The 20,720-nt window shown below is 66.7% G+C and carries 32 protein-coding genes; all 32 read right to left on the reverse strand.

Going from position 1 to position 20,720, the window contains the following annotated elements:
- Positions 1 to 42 precede the first annotated feature (42 nt).
- The 32 genes from KIH73_RS06525 to rpsJ all read right to left on the reverse strand — a co-directional run bounded on the left by KIH73_RS06525 (position 43) and on the right by rpsJ (position 19,698).
- The gene (locus KIH73_RS06525) at positions 43 to 846 is read right to left on the reverse strand and encodes a transglutaminase family protein (RefSeq protein WP_219081755.1); all 804 of its coding nucleotides are present in this window, start codon (positions 844 to 846) and stop codon (positions 43 to 45) included.
- Positions 847 to 1,099: 253 nt separating this feature from the next.
- Positions 1,100 to 3,274 (reverse strand): circularly permuted type 2 ATP-grasp protein, encoded by a 2,175-nt coding sequence (locus KIH73_RS06530; protein WP_219081756.1) that lies wholly within the window; start codon positions 3,272 to 3,274, stop codon positions 1,100 to 1,102.
- Between the two features lie 236 nt (positions 3,275 to 3,510).
- Positions 3,511 to 4,443, reverse strand: a complete 933-nt coding sequence (truA, locus tag KIH73_RS06535; RefSeq protein ID WP_219081757.1) for a tRNA pseudouridine(38-40) synthase TruA — start codon at positions 4,441 to 4,443, stop codon at positions 3,511 to 3,513.
- 313 nt (positions 4,444 to 4,756) lie between these two features.
- Positions 4,757 to 5,302 carry a 50S ribosomal protein L17 gene (gene rplQ, locus KIH73_RS06540; RefSeq protein WP_219081758.1) on the reverse strand — a complete coding sequence of 182 codons (546 nt, stop codon included), beginning with the start codon at positions 5,300 to 5,302 and terminating at the stop codon, positions 4,757 to 4,759.
- Between the two features lie 87 nt (positions 5,303 to 5,389).
- Positions 5,390 to 6,385 (reverse strand): DNA-directed RNA polymerase subunit alpha, encoded by a 996-nt coding sequence (locus KIH73_RS06545; RefSeq protein ID WP_219081759.1) that lies wholly within the window; start codon positions 6,383 to 6,385, stop codon positions 5,390 to 5,392.
- Positions 6,386 to 6,464: 79 nt separating this feature from the next.
- Positions 6,465 to 6,863 (reverse strand): 30S ribosomal protein S11, encoded by a 399-nt coding sequence (gene rpsK / locus KIH73_RS06550; protein ID WP_219081760.1) that lies wholly within the window; start codon positions 6,861 to 6,863, stop codon positions 6,465 to 6,467.
- An 83-nt stretch (positions 6,864 to 6,946) separates the two neighbouring features.
- Positions 6,947 to 7,324 (reverse strand): 30S ribosomal protein S13, encoded by a 378-nt coding sequence (gene rpsM / locus KIH73_RS06555; protein WP_026641530.1) that lies wholly within the window; start codon positions 7,322 to 7,324, stop codon positions 6,947 to 6,949.
- Positions 7,325 to 7,456: 132 nt separating this feature from the next.
- Entirely contained in the window at positions 7,457 to 7,570 is a 114-nt protein-coding gene (gene rpmJ / locus KIH73_RS06560; RefSeq protein ID WP_003842636.1) for a 50S ribosomal protein L36, read from the reverse strand.
- 22 nt (positions 7,571 to 7,592) lie between these two features.
- Entirely contained in the window at positions 7,593 to 7,811 is a 219-nt protein-coding gene (gene infA / locus KIH73_RS06565) for a translation initiation factor IF-1 (RefSeq protein WP_004268611.1), read from the reverse strand.
- Positions 7,812 to 7,980: 169 nt separating this feature from the next.
- A complete protein-coding gene (locus KIH73_RS06570) occupies positions 7,981 to 8,544 on the reverse strand; it encodes an adenylate kinase (RefSeq protein ID WP_219081761.1) in 564 nt (187 codons plus the stop codon).
- An 18-nt stretch (positions 8,545 to 8,562) separates the two neighbouring features.
- Positions 8,563 to 9,897: a preprotein translocase subunit SecY gene (secY, locus tag KIH73_RS06575; RefSeq protein WP_219081762.1), complete on the reverse strand. Its 1,335-nt coding sequence runs from the start codon at positions 9,895 to 9,897 to the stop codon at positions 8,563 to 8,565.
- 231 nt (positions 9,898 to 10,128) lie between these two features.
- Entirely contained in the window at positions 10,129 to 10,590 is a 462-nt protein-coding gene (gene rplO / locus KIH73_RS06580) for a 50S ribosomal protein L15 (RefSeq protein ID WP_219081763.1), read from the reverse strand.
- Positions 10,591 to 10,592: 2 nt separating this feature from the next.
- A complete protein-coding gene (rpmD, locus tag KIH73_RS06585; protein ID WP_219081766.1) occupies positions 10,593 to 10,775 on the reverse strand; it encodes a 50S ribosomal protein L30 in 183 nt (60 codons plus the stop codon).
- On the reverse strand, positions 10,775 to 11,500 hold the full coding sequence (gene rpsE / locus KIH73_RS06590; RefSeq protein WP_219081768.1) for a 30S ribosomal protein S5: 726 nt from the start codon (positions 11,498 to 11,500) through the stop codon (positions 10,775 to 10,777). Before rpsE ends, rpmD begins: the two co-directional genes overlap by 1 nt.
- The gene (rplR, locus tag KIH73_RS06595) at positions 11,497 to 11,865 is read right to left on the reverse strand and encodes a 50S ribosomal protein L18 (RefSeq protein WP_219081770.1); all 369 of its coding nucleotides are present in this window, start codon (positions 11,863 to 11,865) and stop codon (positions 11,497 to 11,499) included. The genes rpsE and rplR overlap by 4 nt, the downstream gene beginning before the upstream one ends.
- A gap of 1 nt (position 11,866) precedes the next feature.
- The gene (gene rplF / locus KIH73_RS06600) at positions 11,867 to 12,406 is read right to left on the reverse strand and encodes a 50S ribosomal protein L6 (RefSeq protein WP_219081772.1); all 540 of its coding nucleotides are present in this window, start codon (positions 12,404 to 12,406) and stop codon (positions 11,867 to 11,869) included.
- 17 nt (positions 12,407 to 12,423) lie between these two features.
- Positions 12,424 to 12,822, reverse strand: coding sequence for a 30S ribosomal protein S8 (rpsH, locus tag KIH73_RS06605; RefSeq protein WP_219081773.1), 399 nt, complete (start codon positions 12,820 to 12,822; stop codon positions 12,424 to 12,426).
- 85 nt (positions 12,823 to 12,907) lie between these two features.
- Positions 12,908 to 13,093: a type Z 30S ribosomal protein S14 gene (locus tag KIH73_RS06610; protein ID WP_003808046.1), complete on the reverse strand. Its 186-nt coding sequence runs from the start codon at positions 13,091 to 13,093 to the stop codon at positions 12,908 to 12,910.
- 1 nt (position 13,094) lies between these two features.
- The gene (gene rplE / locus KIH73_RS06615; RefSeq protein WP_219081776.1) at positions 13,095 to 13,664 is read right to left on the reverse strand and encodes a 50S ribosomal protein L5; all 570 of its coding nucleotides are present in this window, start codon (positions 13,662 to 13,664) and stop codon (positions 13,095 to 13,097) included.
- A complete protein-coding gene (rplX, locus tag KIH73_RS06620; protein ID WP_219081778.1) occupies positions 13,661 to 13,996 on the reverse strand; it encodes a 50S ribosomal protein L24 in 336 nt (111 codons plus the stop codon). Before rplX ends, rplE begins: the two co-directional genes overlap by 4 nt.
- Positions 13,997 to 13,998: 2 nt before the next feature.
- Positions 13,999 to 14,367, reverse strand: coding sequence for a 50S ribosomal protein L14 (gene rplN / locus KIH73_RS06625; RefSeq protein ID WP_219081780.1), 369 nt, complete (start codon positions 14,365 to 14,367; stop codon positions 13,999 to 14,001).
- 80 nt (positions 14,368 to 14,447) lie between these two features.
- Positions 14,448 to 14,708 carry a 30S ribosomal protein S17 gene (gene rpsQ, locus KIH73_RS06630; protein ID WP_033505245.1) on the reverse strand — a complete coding sequence of 87 codons (261 nt, stop codon included), beginning with the start codon at positions 14,706 to 14,708 and terminating at the stop codon, positions 14,448 to 14,450.
- Positions 14,709 to 14,710: 2 nt separating this feature from the next.
- Positions 14,711 to 14,968 carry a 50S ribosomal protein L29 gene (gene rpmC / locus KIH73_RS06635; RefSeq protein WP_219081782.1) on the reverse strand — a complete coding sequence of 86 codons (258 nt, stop codon included), beginning with the start codon at positions 14,966 to 14,968 and terminating at the stop codon, positions 14,711 to 14,713.
- Positions 14,968 to 15,387: a 50S ribosomal protein L16 gene (gene rplP / locus KIH73_RS06640; protein ID WP_219081784.1), complete on the reverse strand. Its 420-nt coding sequence runs from the start codon at positions 15,385 to 15,387 to the stop codon at positions 14,968 to 14,970. The genes rpmC and rplP overlap by 1 nt, the downstream gene beginning before the upstream one ends.
- 4 nt (positions 15,388 to 15,391) lie before the next feature.
- A complete protein-coding gene (gene rpsC, locus KIH73_RS06645; RefSeq protein WP_219081786.1) occupies positions 15,392 to 16,207 on the reverse strand; it encodes a 30S ribosomal protein S3 in 816 nt (271 codons plus the stop codon).
- Positions 16,208 to 16,209: 2 nt separating this feature from the next.
- Positions 16,210 to 16,569, reverse strand: coding sequence for a 50S ribosomal protein L22 (gene rplV, locus KIH73_RS06650; protein WP_219081809.1), 360 nt, complete (start codon positions 16,567 to 16,569; stop codon positions 16,210 to 16,212).
- 16 nt (positions 16,570 to 16,585) lie between these two features.
- Positions 16,586 to 16,864, reverse strand: coding sequence for a 30S ribosomal protein S19 (gene rpsS / locus KIH73_RS06655; protein ID WP_015450968.1), 279 nt, complete (start codon positions 16,862 to 16,864; stop codon positions 16,586 to 16,588).
- 15 nt (positions 16,865 to 16,879) lie between these two features.
- A complete protein-coding gene (gene rplB, locus KIH73_RS06660; protein WP_033515185.1) occupies positions 16,880 to 17,710 on the reverse strand; it encodes a 50S ribosomal protein L2 in 831 nt (276 codons plus the stop codon).
- A 35-nt stretch (positions 17,711 to 17,745) separates the two neighbouring features.
- Positions 17,746 to 18,042 (reverse strand): 50S ribosomal protein L23, encoded by a 297-nt coding sequence (gene rplW, locus KIH73_RS06665; RefSeq protein ID WP_219081813.1) that lies wholly within the window; start codon positions 18,040 to 18,042, stop codon positions 17,746 to 17,748.
- Between the two features lie 5 nt (positions 18,043 to 18,047).
- On the reverse strand, positions 18,048 to 18,716 hold the full coding sequence (gene rplD / locus KIH73_RS06670; protein ID WP_219081815.1) for a 50S ribosomal protein L4: 669 nt from the start codon (positions 18,714 to 18,716) through the stop codon (positions 18,048 to 18,050).
- Positions 18,717 to 18,721: 5 nt separating this feature from the next.
- On the reverse strand, positions 18,722 to 19,372 hold the full coding sequence (rplC, locus tag KIH73_RS06675; RefSeq protein WP_219081817.1) for a 50S ribosomal protein L3: 651 nt from the start codon (positions 19,370 to 19,372) through the stop codon (positions 18,722 to 18,724).
- Between the two features lie 17 nt (positions 19,373 to 19,389).
- Positions 19,390 to 19,698, reverse strand: coding sequence for a 30S ribosomal protein S10 (rpsJ, locus tag KIH73_RS06680; RefSeq protein ID WP_003827292.1), 309 nt, complete (start codon positions 19,696 to 19,698; stop codon positions 19,390 to 19,392).
- Positions 19,699 to 20,720: the final 1,022 nt, after the last annotated feature.

Here is a 20,720-nt window from a genome sequence, read left to right on the forward strand (position 1 = left end):
TCATGCCGTCCGACTGCCCGGCCCGACCCGCCGACCGCCCGGTCACACCTGAAGCTCGTGGACCGAGGCGTTGACCCACTGCCGCTGTTCGACCGTCCCCGGGGACGAGAAGATGCCGATGTCCAGCATGCAGTCGCGGTAGTCGCGCCCGTGGGCCAGCGTGATGTAGGTGTCGTCGACCATGCGGTCGTGCGTCGGGTCGAGGCCGATCCACCGGCCGCCGTGGTACACCTCCACCCAGGCGTGCGTGGCGCCCTCGCCGCACAGCAGCCCCGCGATGTAGCGCGCGGTCAGCCCCAGGGACCGGCACGCCGCCAGCATGACGTGCGCGTAGTCCTGGCACACCCCGCGCCGCTGGGCCATCGCCTGCTCCGCCGTGGTGCGGATCGTCGTGGCCCCGGGCGCGTACGTGAACGCCGCGTACACCTCGTGCATGACCTCGCGCGCCCGGTCGACGTCGGTGACGTCGGCCCCCAGCGCGTCCAGCCGGGCGCTGCATGCGCGGATCAGCGCGCCGACGGCGTCGCCCGGCGTGGTCAGCGGCGTGTTGAAGCGGTACAACGGCTTGTACGGCTCCGGCCTGACATGCGCGGTGTCCACGAACGCGATGCCGGTGACGGTGTATCCGAACGCGTCGTGCGGCTGCGGGATCAGGCCGGTGAGCACGATGGAGTCGAAGGAGTCCACCGCGCGCTCCGGCTCGACGTCCGGCTCCAGCCCCACCTCGACGTCGACGATCTGCTGGCGCGGCCCGGTCGCGGGCACGCAGCGCAGCTGGAACCGGTGATCGCTGACCGGGGCGCTGAACGTCAGCCTCATCTCGTAGTCGAACTTCAGTTTCCTCACGCCGTCTCCCATGCCTCCGCGCGTCGCGGGGCGCCCGTGCGCACGCCCCGCCCACAACCTTATGAACCCATGCGCGTCTTCGCAAACCGCCGTCCACGCCCGCGATCCGACGCCGCGGGCACCGCCGGGCGGACGCCGCGCACGCCGGCGGTCCGGTCCCGAGGCCCCGATCCGTCACGGCCGGCCCCACATGCGTGTCGGGCGCCGCACGCTCCGGCGGTCCGGCATCGCCGCCGCGCCGCCGGCCGGCGCATCACGGCCGGGCCGCGTCCATGTCCATCGCGCTCAGCCCGCCGTCCTGCCCGCCGTCCGCGGCGGCGACCTCGAACCCGCCGAGCAGGGCCCGCAGCCGGTCCGCGACGTCGGCCCGGCCCCGGTCCGGCAGCCTGTCGGCCAGCCAGCGCATGCCGTCGGCGTAGCACTGCGGCAGCGGGTCGCCGTGCAGCGGCGCCAGGTACGTCTCCAGCTTGCGCATCGGCGCGTCGAGCTCCTCGCGCGACAGCCCCAGCCGCGTGTACAGGTCGACGCGTTCGATGTACTTGCCGACGAACAGCAGCGACTTCAGCGTCGGCTCGGCCGGCGAGTTCTCGATGCCGCCCCAGAACGCGAGCATGTTGTCGGTGATGTCGCGCTGGGCGTACACGTCGCGGGACGCGTCGCCGTGGCTGGCGGCGCGCACGATCTTGCCCATCGCCAGCTCGATGTACTGCAGCAGCCGCGAGCTGATCTCCGGCCGCAGGATCACGGCGTTGCGGAACGCCGCGACGATCGCGCTGCGCACCGAATCGGGGTTGGACTCGTCGTACAGGAAGCTGTCCACGAACGCGTCGAAGTCCTCGAAGTCGCCGGGCAGGTCGAGCGCGCGGGCGAACGGGCGGAACGCGTCCACGTCCGTGTCCATCACGCGGTCGTAGAACGGGAAGAACTGCCCCAGCGTGGTGAACACGCGCTCGGTGTAGCGCCCCAGCCAGTACAGGTTCTCCGCCTTCGACGCGGTCACCAGCGCCAGGCCGTGGTGCCGCGACTGGCTCATCACGTTGATCACGCCGCCCGGCCGGTCGTCGTGCGCGACGCCCTCGGGCGGCGCCAGCACCCACGTGTCCTTGAAGCCGCCGCCCTGCGAGGAGTTGACGATCATCTGGCCGGGCACCGACGAGTACCGGGTCAGCCCCGAATACCACACGTGCGTGTTCCTGCCGCTGAGCACGAACGCGCGCAGGTCGCACTTGCGCGGGCCGAGCTCGCCGGTTTGCGGGTCGAGCACGTCGATGTCGCGGAACTCGATGACCTCCTGCGCGATGAACCGGCGGGGCTCGGCCATGATGCGCCCGGCCAGCTCCTCGCGGCCGCGGCGGTCGAGCGACGAGCCGAACACGACGCCGTACCCGCCGGCCTCCGCGACGTCCTTGACCACCAGCTCGCCGAGCCGGTCGAGCACGGTCCGCCGGTCCGCCTCGAACAGCGGCATGTACGTCGGCGCGTTGTCGAGCAGCGGCTCCTCGCCGAGGTAATACCGCACCATCGCGGGCACGAAGTAGTACACGGCCTTGTCGTCGGCCACGCCGTTGCCCGGCGCGTTCACGATCGCGACGTTGCCGGCGCGGTAGGCGCCCAGCAGGCCCGGCACGCCGATCACCGAATCGGGGTTGAACGCGAACGGGTCCAGGTAGTCGTCCGCCAGACGCCGGTAGACCACGCCGACGCGGTGCCGTGCGCCGGAGTAGTCGCGCAGGAACAGCTTGCTGTCCACGACCTCCAGGTCCTCGGGGAACGCCAGTTCGGCGCCCGTCTGCTCGGCCAGGTACGCGTGCTCGAAGAACGCGGAGTTGTACCGGCCCGGGCTGAGCACGACGGCGAGCCCGTCCGTGGCGACGAAGTCCATCGTCTTGCGCAGCAGCCGCGGGTAGTCGCGGTTGTCGCGCACGCGGACGTCGCGGAACAGCCGCGGGCTGATGCGCCGCTCGATCTCGCGGGCGAACAGCGGGTAGCTGGCCCCGGAGGGGATGCGCAGGTTGTCCTCGAGCACCCACCAGCGGCCGTCCTGCCCCTGCACGAGGTCCTCGCCGGCGATGTGCGCGAACACGCCGCCGGGCGGGGCGACGCCGTTGACCTGCGGCAGGTAACCGGCCGAGGTGTACACGAACTCCTCGGGGATGACGCCGTCCGCGATGATGCGCTTGTCGGAGTAGATGTCCCTCAGGAAGGCGTTGAGCGCGTCGACGCGCTGCTTGAGCCCGGCCTCCAGCCGGTCGTACTCGTCGGACTCGATGACGCGCGGGATCGGGTCGTACGGGAACAGCCGGTCGTGGTATTCGCCGTCGTGGTAGATGCCGAAGCGCACGCCGTTGCGGCTGAGCTCCCGGTTGATGAGTTCCCGGCGGTCCACCAGTTCGGCGGCGAGATTGCGTGCCGTCGTTTCCACTGCCATCGCGACTCCTTACCGTTGCGGACGATCGACGCGGCGCGTCGCTGCGGCGCGGCCGTCGGTACGGCACTGTACCGCGGTCCCGTTTCGGCGGGATGCGGGCCGTGTTTCCGGCAGATGACGGACGGGGATGACGGGCGCGGGATTGCGGACGCCCCGCCGCAGACGCGGCGGCGGCACGATGGCGCCGTCCGGCCGGCCGCACGGGCGATGGGGCCGGGCGCCGGCCTGCTGCGGGCCTACAGCGTGCGCCTGGCGCGGATGGCCTCGGCGCGCGCGGCCAGCCCGTCGTCCGGCGGATAGGCGACGTGCTCGAGCGTCAGGCCCTGCGGGGCGATCGGCCCGGTCGACCCCTCGCGCAGCGGTTCGGCCATCTTGCCGGCGAACCACTCGACCGTCCTGCGGCCCTGCCCCACCTTGACGCAGGCGTTGACCAGCGAGCGGACCATGTTGCGCGCGAACGCGTCGGCCACGATGGTGAAGCACAGCAGGCCGGACTCGGCCGCGGGCGTCGCGTAGCCCTCCCCGCGCGACTCGGCCGCGGGCACGAGCGGGGCGTCCGGGATGCGGGTCCACCGAGCGTGCTTGACCTCGCGGATCGTCGTGCCGCCGGGGTTCGGCGTGGCGAAGGACCCGAAGTCGTGCAGGCCGAGGGTCATCGCCGCGGCCGCGTTCATCGCCTCGACGTCGAGCCGGTCGCCGAGCGCGAGCACGAAGCCGCGCGTCCGGGGGTCGACCGGGCGGGCGGCGTCGCTGATGCGGTACACGTAGGTGCGTTCGAGGGCCGAGAAGCGCGCGTCGAAGCCCTCGGGCGCCGGGGCGATGCCGTGGATCGCGATGTCGGGCGGCAGCGCGCGCGACAGCCGCCGGCGCAGCGCCTCGACGGCCGGCACCGCCATGTGCCCGACGCAGCGTTCGAGGGTCGGCTCCCCCACGTCCAGATGGCAGACCTGATGGGCGGCGTGCACGCCGGTGTCGGTGCGCCCGGCCACCGTGAGCCGCAGCGGCTCGTCGGCGTCGCCGTCGGGCACGCGCAGCACCATGTGCAGCGCGCGCTCGAGCTCCCCCTGCACGGTGCGCAGGCGCGGCTGCCTGGCCCATCCGTAGAACGCCCCGCCGTCGTAGGCCAGGTCGATGCGCAGTCTCACCGTCGATCCCCTTTCCTCGGCCATGCTCCGCGGCCGTCGCGGCGCCGCGGCGGTCCGGCCGGCGCGGCCCCATCATTATCCCATACCCGCGGCGGCGCGGCCGCGGCCGTCGCTTGGGGACTGCCGGCGCAGGAACGTCCTCCTTGACATGACGCCGGGCGCGCTCGCTCCGACCGCGGTTCCGGCGCCGAACACGGTGCCTGAATACAAGACCCGGGCACGCCGTCCGGACACGAGACTTGAACACGGCACCCGGATACGACGTAGGGCCGGACCCTTGTCGGATCCGGCCCTACGGTCACGGTGCGTCTCAGTCGGGCTCGCCGACGAGCCGGACTCACTCGGCCTTCTCGGCCTCCTCGGCGGGAGCCTCGGTCTCGGCCGGCGCCTCAGCCTCGGCGGCCTCGACGGTCTCCTCGGCCGGGGTCTCGGCTGCGGTCTCCTCGGTCACGGCCGGGGTCTCGTCCTCGGCGGCGACCTTGGCGGCGGCCTCGGCCTCCTTGACGACGGCCTTCTTCGGGCTGACCGGCTCGGTCACCAGCTCGATGATGGCGGCGGGGGCGGAGTCGCCCTTGCGCGGCGCGATCTTGATGATGCGGGTGTAGCCGCCCTCACGCTGCTCCATCTGCTCGGCGATCTGGGTGAACAGCACGTGCACGACCGACTTGTTGCGGATGACGCGCATCACGCGACGGCGGGAGTGCAGGTCGCCGCGCTTCGCGAAGGTGATCAGGCGCTCGGCGAGCGGGCGCAGGCGCTTGGCGCGCGGCAGCGTGGTGGTGATGCGGCCGTGCTGGAACAGGCTGGTCGCCATGTTGGCGAGCATCAGGCGCTCGTGCGCCGGGCTGGAGGCCAGACGCGGGCCCTTCTTGGGTGTAGGCATGGTTCAGTTACTCCTTATTGCCCCGGGGCTCAGGTGGGCATATGCCCGAACATCCGAACCCCGAAGCGGTCATGGTGAAGCTGGTCGTCACTCGTCCTCGGGCGAGAAGAACGTGCCACCTTCGAGGTTGTTGGTGTCGAAGCCCAGCGGCGAGGCCTTGAGCGACAGGCCCAGGGCCTGCAGCTTCTCCTTGACCTCGTCGATCGACTTCATCCCGAAATTGCGGATGTCGAGCAGGTCCTGCTCGGTATGGGAGACGAGCTCGCCGATCGTGTGGATGCCCTCGCGCTTGAGGCAGTTGTAGCTGCGCTGCGTGAGGTTGAGGTCCTCGATCGGGACCGCCATCTCCGGATTGGTCTCCTCGGCCACGGGAGCCGGGCCGACCTCGACGCCTTCCGCCTGGATGTTCAGCTCACGGCACAGGCCGAAGAGCTCGACCAGCGTCGAACCTGCGGAAGCCACCGCGTCGCGCGGCGAAATGGCGGGCTTGGTCTCCACGTCCAGGATGAGCTTGTCGAAGTCCGTGCGCTGTTCCACACGGGTGGCCTCGACCTTGTAGCTCACCTTGAGCACCGGGGAGTAGATCGAGTCGACCGGGATGCGGCCGATCTCGTCGGTATCCTGCTTGTTCATCTGGGCCGGCACGTAGCCGCGGCCGCGCTCGACGGTGAACTCGATCTCGAGCTCGCCGTCCTCGGCCAGGGTGGCGATGTGCAGGTCCGGGTTCGCGATGGTGACGCCCGCGGGCGGCGTGATGTCACCGGCGGTGGCCTCGCCCTTGCCGCTCTTGCGCAGGTACACGACCACCGGCTCGTCGTACTCGCTGGTGAGCACGATGCCCTTGATGTTCAGCAGGATCTCGGTGACGTCCTCCTCGACGCCCGGCAGAGTGGTGAACTCGTGCAGGGCACCGGAGATACGCACCGACGTCACAGCCGCACCCGGGATGGAGCTCAGGAGCGTGCGGCGCAGCGAGTTGCCAAGCGTGTAGCCGAATCCGGGCTCGAGCGGCTCAATCGTGAAACGGGAGCGCTGAGGATTGAGTGATTCCTCGGTAAGTGTCGGACGCTGTGCGATAAGCACTGTATGTATCCTTTCAGCTTCTGATCGGTGGTGCACTCACCGGTCAAAGCGGGTTGGATGGATGGGATGTGGTAGTGCTTCAGACGCGACGGCGCTTCGGGGGGCGAACGCCGTTGTGTGCTTGGGGAGTGACGTCGGTGATGGAACCGACCTCGAGCCCGGCGGACTGCAGGGAGCGGATCGCGGTCTCACGACCGGAGCCCGGGCCCTTGACGAACACGTCGACCTTCTTCAGGCCGTGCTCCATCGCCTTGCGGGCGGCGGACTCGGCAGCCATGCCGGCGGCGTACGGCGTCGACTTGCGGGAGCCCTTGAAGCCGACATCGCCACCGGACGCCCAGGACACGACGGCCCCGGACGGATCGGTGATCGAGATGATGGTGTTGTTGAAAGTGGACTTGATGTGCGCCTGCCCGACCGGCACCGACTTGCGGTCCCGGCGACGCGGCTTGCGCGCAGCTTGCTTGTTCGCTGCCATTGACCCTCGTTTCCTAATGACGAATTATTTCGACAGTCCCGGGCGATGGGGCGTGCGCCCCGTGGTCCGGAACACGCCACCGACTACTTGGTGGCCTTCTTCTTTCCGGCGACCGTGCGCTTCGGGCCCTTGCGGGTGCGCGCGTTGGTCTTGGTGCGCTGGCCGCGCACAGGAAGTCCCTTGCGGTGACGCTGGCCTTGGTAGCAGTTGATCTGGATCTTGCGACGGATGTCCGCGTCGATCTCACGACGCAGATCGCCCTCGATCTTGTAGTTGCCTTCGAGATAATCACGCAGCGTGATCAGCTGCTCATCCGTCAGATCCTTGACGCGGGTGTCCGGGTTGATACCGGTCGCGGCAAGCGTTTCCTTCGCACGAGTGCGGCCCACACCGAAGATGTAGGTGAGCGCGATCTCGATGCGCTTCTCGTTGGGGATGTCGACTCCGGCAAGACGTGCCATTGCGATTCCTTCTGTTGTCCGCAGGTCTTGCGCCAAGTCGCCCGGTCTCCCGGCCCGGGCCTGCGAACCCGGGGTTCAGCGTTTCCGCTGTGACTCAGCGCCTCTACTGTATGCCGCTGGAAATCTGCTGGCTCAGCCCTGACGCTGCTTGTGGCGCGGGTTGATGCAGATCACCATGACGCGGCCGTGACGACGGATCACGCGGCAGTTCTCGCAGATCCTCTTCACACTAGGGCTGACCTTCATGGTTTTCCTTTACTGATGTACCTTACTTGTAACGGTACGTAATGCGGCCGCGGTTCAGATCGTAGGGGCTCATCTCCAGCACCACCCGATCCTGCGGCAGGATGCGGATGTAGTTCTTGCGCATCTTGCCGGAGATGGTGGCCAGCACGATGTGCTTGTTCTCGAGTTCAACGCGGAACATCGCGTTGGGCAGCGCTTCGACCACCCGTCCTTCGACTTCAATCACACCGTCTTTTGCCATGAGCCTCGTTCCGTTCCTTGGCTGATTACTGTGAGTGCATCCGAAGACACACCAAATTGCAATATTACAGGAAGGGGAGACGTACCGGCACTCGGCGTGTCGTATACGTCTCCCCCGTCGTCGCCGGGCGCCGGATCCCTTGCGGCCGGCGCCCGTCACCGTGGCCCGGTCACTCGCCGAGCTGCTCGATGATGCGCGCGTTGATCGCGTCGATCTCGCCGACGCCGTTGACCACGACCAGCATGCCGCGGTTCTCGTAGATGTCCAGCAGCGGCGCGGTCTCGCGCTCGTAGGTCTCCAGGCGCTTGGCGATCGCCTCCGGCGTGTCGTCGGCGCGGCCCTGCTCGGCGGCGCGCTTGGCCATGCGCTCGAGCAGCACCTCGCGATCGGCCTCCAGCGCGACCGCGTGGTCAAGCGGGGTGCCCAGGTCCTGGAGCATCTCGTCGAGTGCGGCGACCTGGGCCGCGTTGCGCGGGTAGCCGTCGAGGATCCAGCCGTTCTTCGCGTCGTCCATGGCCAGACGGTCCTTGACGATCATGTTGGTCAGCTCGTCGGGGACCAGCTCGCCGCGGTTCATGTAGGCCTGGGCCTGGATGCCGAGCTCGGTCTGGTTCTTGAGGTTGTAGCGGAAGATGTCGCCGGTCGAGATGGCGGGGATGCCGTAGTGCTCGCTCAGCAGCGCGGCCTGGGTGCCCTTGCCGACGCCCTGCGGTCCCATGATCAGCAGTCGCATGGTGTTCTCTCCTTGGTGTTACTTGCCCTCGGTGTGGTCGGTGTTCTCGAACAGGAATCCGGCGTACTGGAACTGTTCGGTCTGGGCGCGGGCCTGGCGCAACGTGTCGAGGCCGACGCCCGCGATGATCAGGATCGTGGTGCCGCCGAACGGCAGCTGGCTGTTCAGGTCGAGCGCCATGATCAGCACGGTCGGGATCAGCGCGACGAACAGCAGGTAGATCGCGCCGACGGTGTTCAGACGGTTCATCACGTAGCTCAGGTAGCGGCTGGTCGCGCTGCCGGCGCGGATGCCGGGGATGAAGCCGCCGTACTGCTTCATGTTGTCGGCGGTCTCGTCGGGGTTGAACGTGATCGACGTGTAGAAGAAGCAGAAGAACACGATCATCAGCGCGTACAGCGCGATGTACCACACCGACGTGGTGTCGGCGAGGTTGGCGTTGATCCACTCGGCCCAGCCGGCGCTGGAGTCGAACTGCGCGATCAGCGTCGGGATCGCCAGGATCGACGAGGCGAAGATCGGCGGGATGACGCCGCTCATGTTGATCTTCAGCGGCAGGTAGGTCGAGGAGCCGCCGTACATCTTGCGGCCGATCATGCGGCGCGTGTACTGCACCGGGATCCGGCGCTGCGACAGCTCGACGAAGACGACGAAGATCAGGATGACGGTCAGCACGCCGACGACGATGCCGAACTTGAGCCAGTCGCCGTCGGTGCCGTCGGTGCCCCAGCCGATCTGCCACAGCTGCGGCAGGAAGCCCGAGCAGATGGACATGAAGATGAGCACGGACATGCCCTGGCCCAGGCCCTTGTCGGTGATGAGCTCGGCCATCCACATGATCAGGCCGGTGCCGCCGGTCATGATCAGCACCATGACGATGAGGTTCCACGGCGAGCCGTCGGGGATGACCTGCGAGCACTGGTAGTTGAACAGCGCGCCCGAGCGGGCGGTGACGATGATCGTCGTCGACTGCAGCACGGCCAGGCCGATGGTCAGGTAACGGGTGTACTGCGTCAGCTTCGCCTCGCCGGACTGGCCCTCCTTGTGCAGGGCCTCGAAGCGCGGGATGACCACGCGCAGCAGCTGGATGACGATCGACGCGGTGATGTACGGCATGACGCCCAGCGCGAAGATCGACAGCTGGAGCATGGCGCCGCCCGAGAACAGGTTCACCAGGCCGATGAAGTTCTCCTGATTGTTGGTCATCTCATTGGTGCACTGCTGCACCACCGTATAGTCGACCCCCGGAATCGGGATGAACGAACCGATGCGGTAGATGATGATCATGCCGAGAACGAAGAGAATCTTGTGTCTCAGTTCCTTGGTTCGTAAGGCCTGGATTAACGTCCTCACCTTGGGTTCCTTCCCTTGACGCGCGCAACGGCGCATGATGCAAACAGACTCTAACCGTCGAGTCTAGCGTAGAGCGTCTACCTTGGAACGTCCGCGGGCCGTGCCCCGGTCCCCCACCGGCCCCGTCGGCCAGACAGACGCAACGTGCGGTAAAAGCGACGTGACCCTCGCCCGCTCGCGCGGGGAGGGTCACATCATGTCGATATCACAGGCGTGTCCCCGTCCGGAACGTCAGTCCTCGGAGACGGAGCCGCCCGCGGCCTCGATCTTGGCCTTGGCGGAGGCGGAGGCCTTCACGCCCTTGAGCGTGAACGCGGCCGTGGTCTCGCCGTCACCCAGGACCTTGACCGGGTAGCCGTCGCGGACGGCGCCCTTGGCGATCAGGTCGGCGACGGTGATCTCGCCACCGTTCGGGAACAGCTCGTTGAGAGCCGCGATGTTCACGACCTGGAACTCCTTCTTGAAGGGGTTCTTGAAGCCGCGAAGCTTCGGCAGACGCATGTACAGCGGCAGCTGGCCACCTTCGAAGCCAGGACGGACCTGGTAGCGCTTCTTGGTGCCCTTGTCGCCGCGGCCGGCGGTCTTGCCCTTGGAGCCCTCACCGCGGCCAACGCGGATGCGATCCTTGTTGGCACCCGGAGCGGGCTTGAGGTCGTGCATCTGGAGAATCGTGGGTTCGTTCTCAGCTGCCATAATCAGTCCACCTCCTCAACGGTGACCAGGTGACGCACGGCGTTGACCAGTCCGCGGTTCGCGGGGGTGTCCTCGCGCACGACGGTCTGGCCGATCTTGCGCAGGCCGAGCGTCTTGACGGTGGCACGGTGGGCGGGCTTCGTGCCGCTCACGCCGTGCACCAGCGTGACCTTAAGCTGTGCCATCACTCACCATCCTTTGCGGTAGCGGCGGCCTGGGCCTCCTCGCGGGCCTTGCGGGCCTCGGCGATGCCCTGGGCGCGGGCGCGGAGCAGCGAGTCCGGGGCGACCTCGTCGAGCGCGAGGCCACGACGGGCGGCGATCTCCTCCGGCTCCTCGAGCTGCTTGAGGGCGTCGACGGTGGCACGCACCACGTTCACCGCGGTGGGCGAGCCCATCGACTTGGTGAGGATGTCGGTGATGCCGGCGCACTCCATGACGGCACGGACCGGGCCGCCGGCGATGACGCCGGTGCCGGGGGCCGCGGGGCGCAGCAGGACGGTGCCTGCGGCGTCGTGACCGATCACCGGGTGGGTGACGGTGCCGCGAACGCGCGGAACGGTGAACATGTGCTTCTTGGCGTCCAGCTGGCCCTTGGCGATGGCCGCCGGGACCTCACGGGACTTGCCGTAGCCGACACCGACGGTGCCGTTGCCGTCGCCGACCACCACGAGGGCGGCGAAGCTGAACGTGCGGCCGCCCTTGTGGGTCTTGGACACACGGTTGATGGTCACCACGCGGTCGAGCAGCTCGTCGCCGCGGTTCTCCTCGCGACGGTTGCGACGCTCGCCACGGCGGCCCTCGCCGCGCTGTCCGCGACGCGAACGACGGTCGTCGTTGCGGTCCTCGGTGGGCGCCTGAGTGTTCTGAGTCTCTTCAGCCACTTGGGTTTCCTTCTCGTTGTCGCTCACAGCTCCAGACCTCCCTCGCGGGCGCCCTCAGCAACGGCTGCGACGCGACCATGGTACTTGTTGCCACCGCGGTCGAAGACGACCTTGGTGATGCCGGCATCCTTGGCCTTCTGGGCGATGAGCTCGCCGACCTTGCGGGAGGCCTCGACCTTGGTGCCCTCGAAGCCGGCCAGATCGGCGATCGTCGAGGCGCTGACCAGGGTGATGCCCTTGGTGTCGTCGACGACCTGCGCGACCATGTGGCGGTTCGAACGGGTCACCACCAGGCGCGGACGCTCCGGGGTGCCGGCGATGCGCTTGCGGAGACGGGCGTGGCGGCGCTGCAGCGCGACCTTCTTGCCCTTACCGAAAATCCGGACGGTCATATCACTTACCAGCCTTTCCAGCCTTGCGCAGGATACGCTCGTCGGCGTACTTGATGCCCTTGCCCTTGTAGGGCTCCGGGGCGCGCAGCTTGCGGATGTTCGCAGCAACCTGACCGACGGCCTGCTTGTCGATGCCCTTGACGATCACCTGGTTCGGGTTCGGCAGTTCGAACTCGATGCCCTCCGGCGGCTCGACGGTGATGGTGTGCGAATAGCCGAGCGAGAACTCGATGCCCTTGCCCTTCATCGCGGCGCGGTAACCGGTGCCGACGATCTCCAGGGTCTTGGCGTAGCCTTCGTGCACGCCCTTGACCATGCCGGCGATGATCGAACGGCTCAGGCCGTGCTTGGCGCGGGTCGGACGCAGGTCGTCCGCCGGGACGAGCACGATCTCGTTGCCCTCGACGGTGCCGGTGATGCCCTCGGGGATCACGTAGGAATCGGAGCCCTTCGGGCCCTTGGCCGAGAAGTTCTGACCCTCGATAGTGACCTCCACGCCGGCCGGGATGGCGACGGGGAGCTTACCAATATGCGATGCCATGTGTCAGCTCTCCTTTCTCACCACACGTAGGCGACGATCTCGCCGCCGATGCCCCGGTCGAGGCATTCCTTCTGGGTCAGCAGTCCCGAGCTCGTCGAGATGATGGCGATGCCGAGGCCGCCGAGCGGCATCGGCAGCGCGTCGGACTTCGCGTAGCGGCGCAGGCCGGGCTTCGAGATGCGCTTGATGCCCTGGATCGAGCGCTCGCCGTTCGGACCGTACTTGAGCGTGATCTCAAGGGTCTGGCCGACGCGAGCCTCCTTGGCGGTGAAGTCCTTGATGAAGCCTTCACGCTTGAGGATCTCGGCGATGTTCGCCTTGAACTTCGAGTACGGCATGTCCACGGTCTCGTGCTTCGCCGCGCTCGCATTACGCAGACGCGTAAGCATGTCTGCGATCGGATCTGTCATTGTCATGTGGGCTAGCGCCCTTTCTCGCCGTGGTTTCCGCCGCCCTCGCCCATCCGTATGGGGTCGGGCCGCGGACCTTCAGCGTCGATGTTTACCAACTGGACTTCGTAACTCCGGGCAGCTCGCCACGGTGAGCCTTCTCGCGAAGGCAGATGCGGCACAGGCCGAACTTGCGGTAGACGGAGTGGGGACGACCGCACACCTGGCAGCGCGTGTAGGCGCGCACCTTGAACTTCGGCTTGGCGGCCGCCTTGTTCTTCAGAGCGGTTTTTGCCATATCAGTTCTCCTTGAAGGGGAAGCCCAGGTGCTTGAGCAGCGCGCGGGCCTCGGTGTCGTCCTTGGTGCTGGTCACCACGGTGATGTCCATGCCGCGCTGGTGATCGATCGAATCCGGATCGATCTCGTGGAACATGGACTGCTCCGTGAGGCCGAAGTTGTAGTTGCCGTTGCCGTCGAACTGGTTGCCGTTGATGCCGCGGAAATCGCGGATGCGCGGCAGGGCCAGGGTCAGCAGACGGTCGAGGAACTCCCACATGCGGTCGCCGCGGAGCGTGACGTACGCGCCGATGGCCTGGCCCTCGCGCAGGTGGAACTGCGCGACGGACTTCTTCGCACGGGTGATCTTCGGCTTCTGGCCGGTGATCAGGGTGAGGTCCTTGACGGCGCCCTCGATGAGCTTGGAGTCGCGGGCCGCGGCGCCGACGCCCATGGAGACGACGACCTTCTCGACACGCGCGACCTGCATCGGGTTGGAGTACTTGAACTCCTTCTCGAGCTCGGGCACGATCTGCTCGTGGTACTGCTGCTTCAGGCGCGGGGTAGCCGGCGCTTCGATGGTATCGGTCATGCCAGCTCCTTTCCGGACTTCTTGGCGTAGCGCACGCGCACGGTCTTGACCTTGCCGTCACGCGCCTCTTCCTTGACGATGACGCCCACGCGGGTCGGCTGCTTGGTCTCCGGGTCGATCAGCATCACGTTGGAGCGATGGATCGGCGCCTCGGTGGAGACGATGCCGGACTGCTGACCCTGCTGGGTGGCGCGCACGTGCTTCTTGACGATCTGCACACCTTCGACGATCAGGCGGTCGTTCGGCAGCACGCGGGTGACGGTGCCTTCCTTGCCGCGGTCCTTGCCGCGGATGACCTTGACCAGGTCGCCGGTCTTGATCTTGGCTACCATGCTCAGATCACCTCCGGGGCGAGGGACACGATCTTCATGAAGCGCTTGTCGCGCAGCTCACGACCGACCGGTCCGAAAATACGAGTGCCCTTCGGTTCGCGGCCGGAGCCGAGAATGACGGCGGCGTTCTCGTCGAACTTGATGTAGGAGCCGTCCGCGCGGCGGCGCTCCTTGACGGTGCGGACGACGACGGCCTTGACCACGTCGCCCTTCTTGACCGACCCGCCAGGAATGGCGTCCTTGACGGAGGCGACGATCACGTCGCCGATGCCGGCATAGCGTCGCTTCGATCCGCCGAGCACTCGGATGGCCAAGAGTTCCTTGGCACCCGTGTTGTCGGCGACATGAAGCCGCGTTTCCTGCTGAATCATTGATTCTCCTTAGCCGAGCTGGTTCTCCCCGAGCACCCCGCCGGACGGCGGGGTGACTCGCGGAGCCTTGCCGAACTTATTTACTTGGCGCGCTCGATGATCGAGACGAGACGCCAACGCTTGGTCTTGCTCAGGGGCCGAGTCTCCATAATACTCACGAGGTCGCCAACGTGGGCTTCGCCGTGTTCATCATGGGCCTTGACCTTGCGGGTGGAGCGGACGACCTTGCCGTACAGCGGGTGGGTCGAACGCTGCTCGAGCTCGACGGTGATGGTCTTGTCCATTGCGTCGGACACGACGTAACCGCGACGAACCTTGCGGAAGTTGCGCTCTTCAGCCATGCTTACTTCTCCTCAGTCTTCGTGTCGGTCGCCTCGGGCGCCTGGCTGATGCCGAGCTCACGCTCGCGCAGGACGGTGTACATCCTGGCGATGTCGTGCTTGACCGCCTTGAGGCGGGCGGTGTTGTCGAGCTGACCGGTCGCCGACTGGAAGCGCAGGTTGAACAGCTCCTCCTTGGACTTCTTCAGGAAGCCCTCGATCTCGGCATTGGTCTTCTCGTTGAGATTCTTGATGGTGTAGTCTGCAGTTCCGACTGACATCAGATGTCACCGCCTTCGCGAGCAATAACACGGCACTTCATGGGGAGCTTGTCGATCGCGCGGCGCAGGGCCTCGCGGGCGACGTCCTCCGACACACCGCCGATCTCGAACATCACGCGACCGGGGTGGATGTTGGCGATCCAGAACTCAGGCGTGCCCTTGCCGGAACCCATTCGGGTGCCCAGCGGCTTCTTGGTCAGCGGGCGGTCCGGGAACACGGTGATCCACACACGACCGCCACGCTTGATGTAGCGGGTCATGGCGATACGCGCGGCCTCGATCTGGCGGTTGGTCACATAGGCCGGCGCCAGCGCCTGGATGCCGAAATCGCCGAACGCGATCTCGTTGCCGCCCTTGGACATGCCACTACGGGTAGGACGGTGCTGCTTGCGGTACTTGGTCCTCTTCGGGATAAGCATCGACTCACTCCTTCGTTTCCGTGGCGGCAGGCGCCTCAGCGGCCGGGGCCTCGGCCGCGGGGGCGGCCTCGACGGCGGCGTTCTGACGCTGGGCCGGGCGGTTGCCGCGGCGCGGGCGGCGATCGCCGCGACGGCCGGAACGGTTGTTGCCCTGCTGGGCCTGCTGCTCTTCGAACTCACGCTCGGTCATGTCGCCCTTGTAGATCCACACCTTGACGCCGATGCGGCCGTAGGTGGTCTTGGCCTCGAAGAAGCCATAGTCGATCAGGGCGCGGAGGGTCTGCAGCGGGACGCGACCCTCGCGGTAGAACTCGGAACGGCTCATTTCCGCACCGCCGAGGCGGCCGGAGAGCTTGATGCGGATGCCCTTGGCGCCGGCGCGCATCGCGTCCTGCTGGGCCTTGCGCATCGCGCGGCGGAAGGTCACGCGGTTGCTCAGCTGCTCGGCGATGCCCTGGGCCACCAGCTGGGCGTCCAGAGCGGCGTTCTTCACCTCGAAGATGTTGAGCTGGACCTGCTTGCCGGTGATCTTCTCCAGCTTGGCGCGGACGCGCTCGGCCTCGGCGCCGCGACGGCCGATCACGATGCCCGGGCGGGCCGTGTGGATGTCGACGCGGACGCGGTCGCGGGTGCGCTCGATGACGATGCGGGACACGCCCGCACGCTCGAGGTCCTTGCTCATGGCCTTGCGGATCTTGTCGTCCTCGAGGACGAAGTCACGGTAGCGCTCGCCGGCCTTGTTGGAGTCGGAGAACCAGCGCGAGCGATGGTTCTCAGTGATGCCCAGGCGGTAGCCAAAGGGATTGATCTTCTGACCCATCTTTAGCGGGCTCCTTCCTTGCTAGCGACGACGACCGTGATGTGGCTCGTGCGCTTGTTGATGCGAGCGGCACGACCCTGGGCGCGGGCGCGGAAACGCTTGAGCGTCACACCCTCGTCCACATAGGTCTCCTTGACGACCAGATCGTTCTCGCGGAACGGCTCGCCGGCCTTGTCGGCCTTCACGCGGGCGTTGGCGATGGCGCTCTCCAGGGTCTTGCGCACCGGCAGTGCGGCGGACTGGGGAGCGAACTTCAGGATGGTGACGGCTTCGGTCGCCTGCTTGCCTCGGATGAGGTTGACCATGCGGCGAGCCTTGCGCGGCGTCACGCGGACGTGACGAGCGATTGCTTTAGCTTCCATAAGTCTCTACTCTCCTTTAGCGGCGGGCCTTCTTGTCGTCCTTCACGTGACCCTTGAAGGTCTTCGTGGGGGCGAACTCACCGAGCTTGTGGCCAACCATGGCCTCCGTGACGAACACCGGCACGTGCTTGCGGCCGTCGTGGACGGCGAAGGTGTGGCCGATGAAGTCCGGGGTGATCATCGAACGGCGCGACCACGTCTTGATGACGTTGTGCGTGCCCTTCTCGTTCTGCTCGTCGACTTTCTTCTGCAGGTGGGCGTCGACGAAGGGGCCCTTCTTGATGCTACGAGTCATCTTCTCGACACTCCCTTACTTGCGGTTCTTACCATTCGGACGACGACGAACAATCATCTTGTTCGAGGCCTTCTTCGGACGACGGGTACGAACTTCGCCCTTGCCCCACGGGGAGACCGGCGGCTTGCCGCCGCGGGTGCGACCGCCGTGCGGGTGGTCGACCGGGTTCATGGACTCGCCACGGGTGATCGGGCGCTTGCCCATCCAGCGGGCGCGGCCGGCCTTGCCGAGCTGCACGTTGGCGTGGTCGGAGTTGCCGACCTCGCCGACGGTGGCGCGGCAGCGGGCGTCCACGTTGCGGATCTCGCCCGACGGCATACGCAGCTGGGCGTAGGCGCCGTCCTTGGCGACGAGCTGGACGGCGGCACCGGCGGAGCGGGCGATCTTCGCGCCGCCGAGCGGGCGGAGTTCGATCGCGTGCACGACGGTACCGGTCGGGATGTTGCGCAGCGGCAGGTTGTTGCCCGGCTTGATGTCGGCCTGGGCGCCGGTCTCGATGACGTCGCCCTGCTTGATGCCCTCCGGCGCGATGATGTAGCGCTTCTCGCCGTCGGCGTAGTGCAGCAGCGCGATGCGGGCGGAGCGGTTCGGGTCGTACTCGATGTGGGCGACCTTGGCCGGCACGCCGTCCTTGTCCCAGCGACGGAAGTCGATGAGACGGTACTGGCGCTTGTGGCCGCCGCCGCGATGGCGGGAGGTCATGCGGCCATAGGAGTTGCGGCCGCCAGTCTTGCTGAGCTTGCGAACCAGCGACTTCTCGGGCGTCGAACGCGTGATCTCGGAGAAATCCGAAACCGAGGCGTTGCGGCGGCCGGCGGTCGTCGGCTTATAAACGCGGATAGCCATAATGTAGTTCTTCCTTTGACTTTGTCGGCTAGCCTTCAGTTACCAAAGATGTCGATCGTCTGGCCCTCGGCCACGGTCACGATCGCGCGCTTCTCGCTGACGCGCTGGCCGTAACCGGTGCGGGTGCGCTGGCGCTTGCCCTGGCGGTTGAGGGTGTTGACGTTCGTCACCTTGACCTTGAAGATCTCTTCGATGGCCTGCTTGATCTGCACCTTGTTCGCGTCCTTGGCCACCACGAAGGTGTACTGGCCACGGTCGGAGGCGGCGTAGCTCTTCTCGGAGACCACCGGCTTGAGGATGACGTCGTGAGCGGGCTTGTGAATTGCGACCATGTTGATCAGGCCTCCTTGGTGGCCTTGGGCTCGCACTTCGCCTCGACGAAGGCCTCGAAGCCCTCCTTCGAGAAGACGACGTACTGCGCGGTGACCACATCGTACGTGTTCAGCTGATCCGCGAAGATCGGGTGAACGGTGGGGATGTTGCGGACCGACAGCCACTCGTTGACGTTGTCGCGGGACAGCACCACGGTGGTGAACTTGTTCCCGGTCAGCGGGGTGAGCGCGGCCACGGCGGTCTTGGTGGACGGGGTATCGCCGATGCCGAAGTCGACGACGGCGACGTGGCCGGCGTTCGCGCGGTCGGACAGCACGTAACGCAGCGCGGCGGCCTTCATCTTCTTCGGGGTGCGCTGATCGTACTTGCGCGGGACCGGGCCGTGGACGACGCCGCCGTGGACCCACTGCGGGGCGCGGGTCGAACCCTGGCGGGCGCGGCCGGTGCCCTTCTGCTTCCACGGCTTCTTGCCGCCGCCGGAGACCTTGGCGCGGTTCTTCACGGCGTGCGTGCCCTGGCGGGCCGCGGCGAGCTGGGCGATGACGACCTGGTGCACCAGCGGCACGTGGGCCATGATGTCCTCGTGCGAGATGCCGAACACCTCGGCGGGCGCATCGACGGTGCCGGTGGCCTGGCCCTTGGCGTCAGTGACGTTCAGAGTAACGTTTGCCATGATTATCAGGCTCCCTTCACTGCCGAACGGACGAGAACGATGCCGCCCTTGGGGCCGGGGATGGCGCCCTTGATGGCGAGAATGCCGTTCTCGACATCCGACGAGACGACGGTGAGATTCTGCACGGTCGAGGTCACGTGACCCATGCGACCGGCCATGCGCTTGCCCTTGAGAATGCGGCTCGGGGTGGCGCAGGCACCGACCGAACCCGGACGGCGCTCGTTCTTGTGCGAGCCGTGCGAGCGGCGGTACGAGGCGAAGCCCCAGCGCTTGATGGTGCCGGCGAAGCCCTTGCCCTTGGTCGTGCCGGTGACGTCCACCTGCACGCCCTCGCCGAACAGTTCGGCGGTGAGCTCCTGGCCCGGCTGGTAGTCCTCGGCGTTCTCCGTGCGCACCTCGACGAGGTGGCGGCGCGGGGTCACGCCGGCCTTGGCGAAGTGACCGGCCAGCGGCTTGGTCACCTTCGTCGGATCGATCTGGCCGTAGCCGAGCTGGACGGCCTTGTAGCCGTCGGTCTCCTCGGTCTTCACGGCGGTGACCACGTTGGTGGACACATCGACGAGCGTCACGGGCACGAAGAAGCCGTTCTCGTCCCAAACCTGCGACATGCCGAGCTTCTTGCCCAGCAGCGCGGTGCGATTGGCGTTCTGCGACATAGCGGTTCCCTCCTCCCTTACAGCTTGATCTCGATGTTCACATCGGCGGGCAGATCAATGTGCATCAGGGAGTCCACAGCCTTGGGAGTGGGGTCCACGATGTCGATAAGACGCTTGTGAGTGCGCATTTCGAAGTGCTCGCGCGAATCCTTGTACTTGTGAGGAGAACGAATGACACAGAACACGTTCTTCTCGGTCGGCAGCGGAACGGGGCCCACCACAGTGGCACCCGCGTTCGTCACCGTTTCGACGATCTTCTTCGCCGATTGGTCGATGACCTCATGGTCATAGGACTTAAGCCTGATGCGGATTTTCTGTCCCGCCATTGCCGTCCGCCCTTTCTAGCGATTCGTTTACTGTTTACCATCCTGTTTGAAGGGCACCGGCAGACACGCCCGAGGGGTCAGACCCCGCGGACAGGCCACATCAGTGCGCAGGCACCCGAGCACCCCACTGGTGAAAGGCGCTCGTCCTGCACTCGCTTTTTTTGATTCAAATTGCGAGCCCAAAACAGGCAACTGCTTTATTAAAGCACTCGGGGTGGCCCATGAGGAGTTCGGGCGTGTCGCCCTCACACCGTCACCCTGCCCCGGCTCCGCAGTGTCGCCTCGGCGTCGCCTACAGGCAGTCCACCGGACTCCCCGCCACACGGCTCCGCAGGCGAGCCGCCCTCACACCGTCACCCTGCCCCGGCTCCGTGGTGTCGCCTGCGGACGGGCGCGGATCCCATACCTGATCGGTCGCGTCACGGCACCGCCCCACCGTCGCGGACCGAATATATACGTACATACGCATATACGTATATACGTCGGCACTCGTCCGATCAACCTCGCGCCACCACTGCGACCAGCGCCGCGTCGGCATCCCCGCCCGTACGCCCCACCTGCGTGGTACGGTACCGAACGCGACAATCGGCCACCGATGCCCTCCGTACCACGGTACGGTACGGTGCCCATCCAGGAACGGCGGAATACCAAGGCTTAAGATTCCGTACCGTACCACGGTACGGTACCGCACGACCCCAAACGACAAAAATGGATTCCGTACCACGGGGTACGGTACACAAGCCCACCCGTGCCCTTTTGGGGATTCCGTACCACGGTACGGTACGGTGCACACTCAGAAACGGCGGAATATCAAGGGTCTGGATTCCGTACCGTACCGTGGTACGGTACGGTGCACGATGGCCGGCCGTCAGAGGGTTCCGTACCACGGCATGGCACACGTGTGAAGTCGTGCATGTGCGAGGTTTTGCGCCGGAGACCTGGTCACACGGGCGTGCACGAGCAAGGGCACGCAGGCCGCGAAAAGCGCGCCAGGCATCCACAGGCACACGGGCACACGCAGA

It is taken from the genome of Bifidobacterium phasiani (assembly GCF_019331775.1).
In the GTDB taxonomy this organism is placed as follows: Bacteria; Actinomycetota; Actinomycetes; order Actinomycetales; family Bifidobacteriaceae; genus Bifidobacterium; species Bifidobacterium phasiani.